This window comes from Amycolatopsis sp. 3B14 (genome assembly GCF_050958625.1).
In the GTDB taxonomy this organism is placed as follows: domain Bacteria; phylum Actinomycetota; class Actinomycetes; order Mycobacteriales; family Pseudonocardiaceae; genus Amycolatopsis_E; species Amycolatopsis_E thermoflava.
The window spans coordinates 1-9,453 of sequence record NZ_JBHZEN010000128.1 but is presented as its reverse complement, the minus strand read 5'-3'; the positions used below and the strand labels follow the sequence as shown (position 1 = coordinate 9,453).

At 73.1% G+C, this 9,453-nt stretch carries 12 protein-coding genes; 7 read left to right on the top strand and 5 right to left on the bottom strand.

Translation table 11 applies throughout. The features are described 5' to 3' along the window. Both ACCP09_RS40030 and ACCP09_RS40025 read right to left on the bottom strand, forming a co-directional pair. Nucleotides 1-442 (bottom strand): PHP domain-containing protein (locus ACCP09_RS40030; protein ID WP_433754309.1); only part of this gene is annotated, 442 nt, incomplete at its 3' end. 119 nt (nt 443-561) lie between these two features. Then, nucleotides 562-1,200 (bottom strand): HD domain-containing protein, encoded by a 639-nt coding sequence (locus ACCP09_RS40025; protein ID WP_400985192.1) that lies wholly within the window; start codon nt 1,198-1,200, stop codon nt 562-564. A 104-nt stretch (nt 1,201-1,304) separates the two neighbouring features. On the opposite strand from ACCP09_RS40025, the gene ACCP09_RS40020 reads away from it, so the two are divergent. Next, nucleotides 1,305-2,258, top strand: a complete 954-nt coding sequence (locus ACCP09_RS40020) for a GlxA family transcriptional regulator (protein WP_400985194.1) — start codon at nt 1,305-1,307, stop codon at nt 2,256-2,258. A 241-nt stretch (nt 2,259-2,499) separates the two neighbouring features. Here ACCP09_RS40020 and ACCP09_RS40015 read toward each other — a convergent pair whose 3' ends face one another. Beyond that, nucleotides 2,500-3,069: a TIGR03086 family metal-binding protein gene (locus tag ACCP09_RS40015; RefSeq protein ID WP_027931212.1), complete on the bottom strand. Its 570-nt coding sequence runs from the start codon at nt 3,067-3,069 to the stop codon at nt 2,500-2,502. Nucleotides 3,070-3,126: 57 nt separating this feature from the next. Then, complete coding sequence (locus ACCP09_RS40010) at nt 3,127-3,984, bottom strand: MBL fold metallo-hydrolase (protein WP_433754306.1); 858 nt, start codon at nt 3,982-3,984, stop codon at nt 3,127-3,129. Between the two features lie 67 nt (nt 3,985-4,051). Here ACCP09_RS40010 and ACCP09_RS40005 point away from each other — a divergent pair, with 67 nt between their 5' ends. From ACCP09_RS40005 to ACCP09_RS39990, 4 genes are read left to right on the top strand one after another with little or no spacing between them, the layout of a single operon-like run. Continuing rightward, complete coding sequence (locus ACCP09_RS40005; protein WP_433754304.1) at nt 4,052-4,192, top strand: hypothetical protein; 141 nt, start codon at nt 4,052-4,054, stop codon at nt 4,190-4,192. Then, entirely contained in the window at nt 4,179-5,483 is a 1,305-nt protein-coding gene (locus ACCP09_RS40000; protein ID WP_433754302.1) for an amidase, read from the top strand. The genes ACCP09_RS40005 and ACCP09_RS40000 overlap by 14 nt, the downstream gene beginning before the upstream one ends. Nucleotides 5,484-5,517: 34 nt before the next feature. After that, on the top strand, nt 5,518-5,940 hold the full coding sequence (locus tag ACCP09_RS39995) for a DUF5946 family protein (protein WP_433754300.1): 423 nt from the start codon (nt 5,518-5,520) through the stop codon (nt 5,938-5,940). Between the two features lie 9 nt (nt 5,941-5,949). Beyond that, nucleotides 5,950-6,498: a TetR/AcrR family transcriptional regulator gene (locus ACCP09_RS39990; protein WP_123683041.1), complete on the top strand. Its 549-nt coding sequence runs from the start codon at nt 5,950-5,952 to the stop codon at nt 6,496-6,498. Nucleotides 6,499-6,715: 217 nt separating this feature from the next. On the opposite strand, the gene bla is transcribed toward ACCP09_RS39990, so the two are convergent. Beyond that, entirely contained in the window at nt 6,716-7,594 is an 879-nt protein-coding gene (gene bla, locus ACCP09_RS39985) for a class A beta-lactamase (RefSeq protein WP_433754298.1), read from the bottom strand. Nucleotides 7,595-7,667: 73 nt separating this feature from the next. On the opposite strand from bla, the gene ACCP09_RS39980 reads away from it, so the two are divergent. Then, nucleotides 7,668-8,543, top strand: a complete 876-nt coding sequence (locus ACCP09_RS39980) for a LysR family transcriptional regulator (RefSeq protein WP_378337159.1) — start codon at nt 7,668-7,670, stop codon at nt 8,541-8,543. Further along, complete coding sequence (locus ACCP09_RS39975; RefSeq protein WP_027931205.1) at nt 8,540-9,439, top strand: serine hydrolase; 900 nt, start codon at nt 8,540-8,542, stop codon at nt 9,437-9,439. Before ACCP09_RS39980 ends, ACCP09_RS39975 begins: the two co-directional genes overlap by 4 nt. Nucleotides 9,440-9,453: the final 14 nt, after the last annotated feature.

Sequence of the window (9,453 nt, the reverse complement as noted above, 5' to 3'; positions counted from 1 at the left end):
CGGTGGTGGCGATGATGCCGGAGGCGTTCTCCGCGATCAGCTCCCGGTCCATCCGCGGCTTGCGGTAGTAGCCCTGAATACTCGCCAGCGACGACAGCTTGAACAGGTTGCGCAACCCCGTCGCGTTCTCCGCCAGCATCGTCATGTGCGTGTACGCACCACCACCCGAGACATCACCGCCCTGGTCCTGACCCCAGAACACGGGCCGCTTCATGAACCGCGACTCCGGCGCGATGTAGGCCTCGATCCCGATGATCGGCTTCAGCCCGGCCTTGCGCGACTGCTGGTAGAACTCGTCCGCCCCGTACATGTTGCCGTGGTCGGTCATCCCGACCGCGGGCATGCCGAGACGACTCGCCTCGGCGAACAGCGGGGCGATCTTCGCCGCACCGTCGAGCATCGAGTACTCGGTGTGCACGTGCAGGTGGACGAACGATCGCATCCCGCCAACTCCTCCTGGACGTTCCCGGCGGCGAGCATTGGACCCGACGCGCCGCCCGGCGGTCCAACAAACGACACGCGTCGCCGGACCACCGGTGGTTGTGGGAGGAGGTCACCGGCTCATTCCGGCCAGCCGTTGCCGAGGATCACCTCCACGAAGTCGATGTGCCGGAAGCCGGGGTCGACGTGTTCGAGGACGTCGGCGTTGACGGTGCCGAAGGTGGAGTCCGGGCGGTGCCGGAAGCCGTCGGCGAAGGCCTGGATGATGCGGCGCTTGAAGTCCGGGCGCGGGTGCGCGGCGACGACGGCCGCGAGGTCGGACTCGGCCAGCTTCTCGCGGCCGATGCCGAGCACGTCGGTCTCGACCCCGGCGGTGACGAGGGCGACCTCGGGTTCCAGCCGCCACGGCACCTCAGGGGTGGTGTGCAGGGCGATGCCCTCCCACACCTTCCGCACGGACTCTTCGGGCACGCCGTGGGATTCGAGGAAGCGGCGGGCCTCGTCCGCGCCGTCGAGTTCGAACCGCTGCGTCGTGCCCCGGTGCTTCTCGGTGAGGCCGAGGTCGTGGAACATCGCGCCGACGTAGAGCAGTTCCGGGTCGGCGGTCAGGCCGAGGCGGCGGCCCTGCAGCGAGCCGAACAGGAACACCCGGCGGGAGTGGTGGAACAGCAGGTCGTCGGTCGCGTCGCGGACCAGTTCGGTGGCTTCGGCGGCGAGGGCGGAGTCGGGGATGGTGATGCCGGCGATCACGGTGGTCATCGGTGGTGTCCTTTCTGGTCGCTTCGAGCGTCGCAGCGGCGGGGCGGCCGGCGCTCCTCGATTCGCGACGTACTCTCCACAGATCGGGACGTGTGGAGGTGCGCGTGCGGCGGCTGGCGCTACTGGTGTTCGACGAGGTGAAGCTGCTCGACGTGGCCGGGCCGAGCGAGGTGTTCGCCGAGGCCAACCGGTTCGGCGCGGACTACCGGCTGGTGCTGTGTTCGGTCGGCGGGCGGGACGTGTCGTCGTCGACCGGCATGCGGATCCCGGTCGACGCCGACGTGGCGGACACCGGCCCGCTGGACACGGCTCTGGTGATGGGCGGCGACGTGTTCCCCGCGCACGCCGTCCCGCCGGAGCTGGCCGAGGCGGCGCGGACCATCGCGGGGCGGGCGAAGCGGGTCGCGTCGATCTGCACGGGATCGTTCGTGCTCGCCGCGGCGGGGCTGCTGGACGGCCGCCGGGCCACGACGCACTGGCAGCACGCCGCCACGCTGGCCCGCGCGCACCCGGCGATCCAGGTCGAGCCGGACGCGATCTTCGTCGAGGACGGGCCGGTGTTCACCTCGGCCGGGGTCACGGCCGGCATCGACCTGGCGCTGGCGCTGGTGGAGCGCGACCACGGGCCCGAGCTGGCCCGCCGCGTCGCGCGGTCGCTGGTGGTGTTCCTGCAGCGGCCTGGCGGGCAGTCGCAGTTCTCGCCGTCGCTGCGCGGCCCCGTCCCGAAAACCCCGCCGCTGCGCGCGGTGTGCGACGCGGTCGCGGCGGACCCGGCGGGGGACCACTCGCTGCCGAGCCTGGCCGCGCGGGCGGGCCTGAGCACCCGCCACCTGACGCGGCTCTTCCAGGAGGAACTGGGCACCACACCGGCCAAGTACGTGGAACTGATCCGCTTCGACGCGGCGAAGTCCCTGCTGGACGCGGGTCACCCGGTGACCGCCACGGCCTACGCGAGCGGCTTCGGCAGCGCGGAGTCCCTGCGGCGCGTGTTCGTGCAGCACACGGGCGTCTCGCCGAGGGCCTACCAGCAGCGGTTCCAGACGAGCCGCCGAAGCTGAGGCGGTGCTTCACGGACGACTGGGCCGGGCGCCCCGGGGTAGTGAGCCGAAGCGCGGCAGCATCCGGCCCACCGGACGGCCGACCCACCAGGCCTTGACACCTCAGGTTCCAGCCGCTGGCAACGTGCGCCGCCGCAGGGGTGGCCCGGGGCTTCGGCGGGCCGGACCACCCGCCGCCCGGCCCGCGGCCGCGCGCCGAAGCGGCGCCGGCCCGCCCGGCGCGTCCGCTGTCAGGCTCCCCTCACACGCGGCGTCCCACGAACGCCAGCATCCGCGTCTGCTCATCGGCGTCCGGCGGTGGCGTCACTTCCGGGCCGAAGAACCCCGGCCGCCGCACGACGTGCTGCCGCGCCCAGTCCGCCGCCAGCGCCACCAGGTCCGCGTCCAGCCGGAGGTCCATCCCCAACGCGTGCCCGATGTCCCAGCTGTGCACCACCGTGTCGGTGATCATCAGCGGCACCACCGCGGCCAGCGGCACCTCGCCGATGCCCGTGATCGTCGTGGTCCTGGCCAGCGCCTCCCCGGTGAGCGCGGGCACTGACGCCGCCCTCGCCTTGCGCCACGTCTCCACCGGGTCGTCGCCGGTCCACGTGCCCGGCCGCGGCGATCCGGGCGCGCCCGACCGGTCCGGGTCCGGCTCGCCCGCCGCCCACGCCCGCAGCTGCCACTGCCCCCAGATCAAGTGCCCGGCCACGTCCCGCACGGTCCACTCCGCGCACATCGACGGCACGTCCCACCGGTCGTCCGGCACCGCCGCCAGCACCGCGTCCAGCCCGTCCTGCGCCCGCCGGTACTGCTCCATCAGTTCCATCGCCGACTCCTTTCCTCGGTTCGACCCGAGGACGAACGGCGACGACGGGACTCGACATCACGCCGGCAGAAATTTCAGCCCTCCGTTCGCGGTGACGACGCGGCCACCGGTCGGCGGCGGGAAGTGCGTGCCCAGCAGCAGGGTTCCGCTCTCGGCCAGCGACGCCAGCAGCGACCGGCGGGTCGATTCGGCGAGCGCCGGATCGATGTCGACGCAGCTGGTGATCCCCGGGTGGGCCAGCTGGACCGGGTGGTGCACGCAGTCACCGCTGATCACCGCGCTGCTGTTCCCGCTGGTCAACCGCACGGCGACGTGCCCGGGCGTGTGGCCGGGCGTGGGAACCAGCCGCACCCCGGGCGCGACTTCGACGCCGCCGCCGGGCACGTCCACCAGGTCGAGCAGCCCCGCGTCCGCCACCGGCTCGACCGAGTCGCGGAACATCTGCCGCCGCGGCTCGTCCATGTCGTAGCCCGACCAGAAGTCCCGTTCGGCGCGCGAAGTCAGGTAGCGGGCCCGCGGGAAGGTGGGCACCCACTCGCCGTCCACCAGACGCGTGTTCCAGCCGACGTGGTCGGTGTGCAGGTGCGTGAGCACCACCAGGTCGACCGACTCCGGCGCGAACCCCGCCGCCGTGAGCCGGTCCAGGTAGCCGGTCCGCAGGTCGTGCCACGCCGGGTTGGCGCGCTGCTTGCCGTCGCCGATGCCGGTGTCGACCAGGATCCGCAGACCGCCTGCCGTGACCGCGAAGCTGTGGCTGGCCAGGCGCAGCACGTCGCCGTCGGCGAAGTCCGGCCGCAGCCAGTCGTGCCGGTTCACGACGTCCGCCGTCGCGCCGGGCAGCAGCCAGGGTCCGGTCTCGGGCGGCAGCAGCACCTCGTCGACCCGCTGCACGGTGATGTCACCCACGACCCACATGGCACCTCCTAAACGCAATGTGTTTGCGTTAAGGTTAACGCAAACACTTAGCTTTAGAAGGAGAGCCATGTCATCCGAAGACCGGCCCGAGGTGGTGGCCACCGCCGACCACATCGACACCGTGGTCGCCGTCCTGCGCGAGCTCGACCTCGGCGAGACCGCACCGGCCGCGGTCTACCAGGCGGGAGGGTCCGATGCGGCCAGCTGACCTCACCCTGGCCGCCGCGGCGGCGGCCGTGCGGAACCGCGAACTGTCCCCGGTCGAACTGGTCGACGACGTGCTGACCCGCATCGAGGAGGCCGACGCCCGCCTCGGCGCGTACGTCGCCGTCACCGCCGACCGCGCCCGGGACGCCGCCCGCGAGGCCGAGCGCGAGATCGCGGCGGGCGGGATGCGCGGGCCGCTGCACGGGATCCCGATGGGGCTCAAGGACCTGATCGACGTCGCCGGGCTGCCGACCACCGCGAGTTCCCGCGTGCGCGCCGGGCATCGGGCCGGGTCGGACAGCGCGGTCGCGGCGCGGCTGGCGGGGGCCGGCGCGATCCTGGTCGGCAAGACCCACACGCACGAGTTCGCCTACGGCTTGATCACGCCGCAGACGGTCAACGCCCGCGACGGCGGGCGGATCGCAGGCGGGTCGAGCGGCGGGTCCGCGGTGGCGGTCGCGGCCGGGATGGCGACCTTCTCGCTGGGCACCGACACCGGCGGCTCGATCCGGGTGCCCGCGGCGCTGAACGGGGTCGTCGGGCTCAAACCGAGCTACGACCTGGTGCCGCGGGAGGGGGTGGTGCCGCTGTCCTGGTCGCTGGACCACGTCGGGCCGATCACGCGCACCGCCGAGGACGCCGCGCTGGTGATGGGCGTCCTGTGTGGAGTGTCTGCGGTGGAGCCGTCCGGGTTGCGGGTCGGCGTGCCGGGGAACTACTACTTCGACCGCGTCGACCCCGAGGTCGAAACAGCGGTGCGGTCCGCGATCCGCGGGCTGGAGGCGCTCGGGGCGCGGCTGGTGGACGTCGAAATCCCCATGACGCGGTACGTGCAGGGTGTCCAATGGGGACTGATGGTGCCGGAAGCAAGCGCTTACCACGAGCCGACCGTGCAGGCCGTGTCCGAGCTCTACGCCGCGGACGTGCGGGTGCTGCTCGAGGCCGGGCAGCGGATGTCCGCTGTGGACTACCTGCGGGCCCAACGCGCGCGGACGCTGATGCGGCGCGAGTGGTCGCGTCTGATGGAGACGGTCGACGTGATCGCCGCCCCGGCTGTGCCGGTCACCGCGGTGCCGGTGGGGCAGGAAAGCGTGACGTGGCCGGACGGGACGACGGAGAGCGTCGCGGACGCGTACGTGCGGCTGTCGGCACCCGCCAACATCACCGGGCTGCCGTCGCTGACCGTGCCCGTCGGGGAGGACCGGGCGGGGCTGCCGATCGGGATGCAGCTGATCGGCCGCGCCGGCGGCGACGGCGTGGTGCTGGGGCTGGGCAGGGCGTTCGAGAGTTGACCCTCCAGCCGGTGGAGAGCCTAGGTTCGGGCACATGGCTTGTGCGGAGTGTGGTGGGGCCGGTCCCTGCGAGGAGCTGTTCCACGTCGTGCTGGCGCTGGACCACTCGCGGCGGGAGCCGTGGGGGCCGTTGCACGGGGTGACCGTGGCGTGCTTCCTGCTGCAGCACCCGAGCCGTGTGCCGGAGCGGGACCGGGGCCGGAACTGGGCGATCGTGCGCGCCTTCGCGGACGGCGGCCGCCCGGCGGTGGCCGGTCTCACCGCGGCGGTCCGCCGGGCCAACTCGCACCGGGCCCGCGGCGCGCTCCCGGAGTTCGATGCGCCGCCGGGTGGTGCGGGGTCGTTCGAGGTCACGATCGCCGACGTCGCGCAGGACGGGACGTTTCCGGCGGCGGGGTTCGAGGAGCGGGTCCGGGCCTGGGCGCGGGCCACGCTTGACGCACATTCGTTGCGTTAAGCTGGAGGCGTGAGCCGCAAGCCGATGGTGCGCCCCGGCGGCCGCAGCGCGCGGGTGCAGGAATCCGTGCACGCCGCGGTTCGCGCGCTGGAGGCCGAAGCCGGACGGGAGGCGCTGACGGTGCCACTGATCGCCGCGCGGGCCGGCGTGACGCCGTCGACGATCTACCGCCGCTGGGGCGACCTGCACGAGCTGCTGTCGGACGTCGCGGTGGAACGCCTCCGGCCCGACTCGCCGCCGGAGGACCACGGCTCGCTGGGGGCCGATCTCGCCGCGTGGGCCGAGCAGTTCCTGGAGGAGATGTCCGCGCAGCCCGGACGCGCCTATATCCGCGACGCGCTGCTCGGTGACGACACCAACGCCGGCCGGTGCTCGGCGTACGCCGCGGACCAGATCTCGGTGATCCTGGCGCGAGCGGCCCAGCGGGGCGAGGCGGCGCCGGAGGCGGAGACGGTGCTGGACCACGTGGTGGCGCCGATGATGTACCGGATCCTGTTCCGCCCGGACGGCCTGTCGCCCACCTACGCGCGACGGCTGGTGGAGGAGTTGCTGGGCTGAGGTTTGCCGGGTGGCTGGGCCGGCGGTGCGGGCATGACTGGCCCAACCGCGCCGCCAACCGCTGAGTCGGAGCGGCGGCCCGGTTGATCGTCACTTGACGACCATCCAAGCAGGAGCGGTAACCCGGATGTTCGCCGCGTGTGGACCGCTGGCTTGCTGGTCTGGGCCAGCCGTGCGCGCACGACTGGCCCAGCCACGATCACGACAAGAAACGCATCTACCGCAGCGCTTCCACCACCCGTGAGGTCGCCTCGGCGAGCAGTTTGTTGTCGTACGAAGCGTCGGCGGTCGTCCGGCTCGACATCAGTGCCAGCACGATCGGCGCGCGCCCGGGGGGCCAGATCACCCCGATGTCGTTGCGGGTTCCGTAGTCGCCGGTGCCCGTCTTGTCCGCCACCGGCCACTCGGACGGCACGCCGGCGCGGATGAGCTCCGTCCCGGTCTTGTTGCGGCGCATGATCCCCACCAACAGATCCCGCTTGTCGGCAGGCAACGCGTCGCCCAGGAGGAACGCTCGCAGGCTGCCCGCCATCGCCCGCGGCGTGCTCGTGTCCCGGACGTCGCCGGGGATGGCGGAGTTCAGCTCGACCTCGAGCCGGTCCGGGTGGGTCGTCGTGTCGCCGATCTCGCGCAGCACGGCCGCCAGCCCTGCCGGGCCGCCCACCTCGGCGAAGAGCAGGTTCGCCGCCGTGTTGTCGCTCTGCAGCAGCGCCGCTTCGGCCGCCTCGCGCACCGTCACGCTGCGCCGGTCCTTCGTCACCGGCGAGTTCGGCTGGATGTCCGCGTCGGTGTAGGTCACCACCTTGTCCAGGTCGACGTTCCGCCGCAGCACCGCGCCGGCCAGCAGCGACTTGATCGCCGACGCGTAGTTGAACCGTTCGTCGGCCCGGTGCGCGATCTCCCGTCCGGTCCCGGTGTCGATCGCGTACACCCCGAGCCGCGCGTCGAACCGCGCTTCCAGATCGGCGAAGTCCACCTGCGACGCCGGCGCGACCGTCGAAGCGGCGGGCGGAGGTGGGGGAGGTTCCGCGGCGCACGCCCCGACCAGCCCGAACACGAGCATGACCACGACAGCGCGAAGAGTTCCAACAAGCATGGCGCCAGCCTTCCGCGCCCGATCGATGCCGTCGAAGACGAAAAAGACAGTTTCCATGCGGATCCGGCATAAGATGCGCGGCGTGGATCTCGTCGGCGCCTGCCGGGCCTTCGTCAGCGTCAGCGAGCGCGGCAGCTTCACCCTCGGCGCGGCCGCGGCCGGCATCCCCCAGCCGGTCGCCAGCCGCCGCATCGCCGCGCTCGAACAGCACCTCGGCGACCGGCTCTTCGACCGCTCGACCCGGCGCGCGGTGCTGACGCCGTTCGGCCGCGACGTGCTCCCCGCGGCCGCCCGGCTGGTCCGCCTCGCCGACGCCTTCGAACACGACGCCCGCCGCGCGCGCCGCCGCCCGTTGCGGCTGGCCGTGCCGGACTGGTGCTCCGCCCGCGACCTCGCCCACCTCGACGCCGAAGCCCGCGACCACGACCTCGTCCTCGACTTCCGCCCCGCGCCGCCCGCCGAACGCGCCGGCCTCGTCCGCACCCAGGAGGTCCGCGCGGCCCTCACCGCGGTCCCGGAGGACGAAGCCCGCTGGCGGGTGCCGCTCGGCGTCGCCGCCGCGGTGCCGCCCGCCGCGCACACCGTCTACCTGGAAACCCTGCGCGTCGGCCGCGGCGACGACGGCCCGGCGCGGCGCGTGTGGCTGCAACCCGAGGACGACGTGCCGCACATCCGCGACCGCCTCACCCACCTGCGCGACGCCCTCGGTCTGCGGCCCTCACAGGTCGTCACCGCGGAATCGCTGGTCACCGCGGTCGCCGACGTGCTCGGCACCGCCGACCTCCTGCTCTGTTCGGAGGCGCAGGCCGCCGAGCTGGACCTGCACTGGCGGCCGCTCGGCGAGGTGCGCCTGGTCCGCGGCTACGCACTGGCCACCACGTACAGTGACGACAGCGAGCGCCTGCGGCCGCTGTCGCGGTCGATCGGCCGATGCCTGGGGGAGACGTGAACACCGAAGCGCTGCTGCGCGAGCTGCGGGACCAGCTCGACGACGCCGGCCTGCGCGGCTCGTTTCTGGTGCGGGACCTGCGCAGCGGCGAGGAGATCGCGATCGAGCCGGACGCGCAGTGGCCGTCCGCGTCGCTGGTCAAGGTGCCGCTCGCGGTCGCCACGCTGGAACGGATCCGGCTCGGCGAACTCGACGGCGCCACGCAGCTGGACATCGAACCCGGCCGCATCACCACCCCCGGCCCGACCGGGCTGAGCCGGTTCCGCCACCCGGCGCGCGTCGCCGTCGACGATCTGCTTTACCTCAGCACGGCGATCAGCGACGGTGTCGCGGCCGACGCGTTGTTCGGCCTCACCCCGCCGCCGGAGGTCGCCCGGATCCTCAAGGGGTTCGGCATCGAGGGCATCACCGTCCGGCACCCGGTGCAGGAGCTGGCGGACACGCCCGCGGAACGCTTCGAGCGCGGCGAGGTGCACCTGGCGTACGCGCTGGCCGTGGACGCGGGCACCGCCGGGCGCGGGCACCGCATCCCACAGCTCGACGTGACGCGCGCGAGTTCCGGTTCGGCGCGGGCGTTCGCGGACCTGCTGCAGGCGCTGTGGACGCCGTCGGCGATCCCCGCCGAAGTCGCCGCCCGGGTGCGGGAACTCATGCGGCACAACGTGGTCCGGCACCGGCTCGCGCCGGACTTCGTCTCCGACGCGTCGATCTGGTCGTCCAAGACCGGGACCCTGCTGACGCTGCGGCACGAGATCGGGGTGGTCGAGCACGCCGACGGGCAGGCGTTCGCGGTGGTGGCACTGACCGAGTCGCGCGTGGCGGCGGCGCAGCAGCCCGGCGCGGAGGCCGTGATGGCGCGGGTCGCCCGGCGGCTGCGGGACCACCTGCGGCTCTAGGTGTGCTGTTCGGG

Bases quoted from the DNA above. Each gene is read 5' to 3' on its own strand.
- ACCP09_RS40025 (WP_400985192.1), bottom strand. From the start codon at position 1,200: ATGACCACCGTGATCGCCGGCATCACCATCCCCGACTCCGCCCTCGCC.
- ACCP09_RS40015 (WP_027931212.1), bottom strand. From the start codon at position 3,069: ATGGAACTGATGGAGCAGTACCGGCGGGCGCAGGACGGGCTGGACGCG.
- ACCP09_RS40010 (WP_433754306.1), bottom strand. From the start codon at position 3,984: ATGTGGGTCGTGGGTGACATCACCGTGCAGCGGGTCGACGAGGTGCTG.
- ACCP09_RS40005 (WP_433754304.1), top strand. From the start codon at position 4,052: ATGTCATCCGAAGACCGGCCCGAGGTGGTGGCCACCGCCGACCACATC.
- ACCP09_RS40000 (WP_433754302.1), top strand. From the start codon at position 4,179: ATGCGGCCAGCTGACCTCACCCTGGCCGCCGCGGCGGCGGCCGTGCGG.
- ACCP09_RS39995 (WP_433754300.1), top strand. From the start codon at position 5,518: ATGGCTTGTGCGGAGTGTGGTGGGGCCGGTCCCTGCGAGGAGCTGTTC.
- bla (WP_433754298.1), bottom strand. From the start codon at position 7,594: ATGCTTGTTGGAACTCTTCGCGCTGTCGTGGTCATGCTCGTGTTCGGG.
- ACCP09_RS39980 (WP_378337159.1), top strand. From the start codon at position 7,668: ATGCGCGGCGTGGATCTCGTCGGCGCCTGCCGGGCCTTCGTCAGCGTC.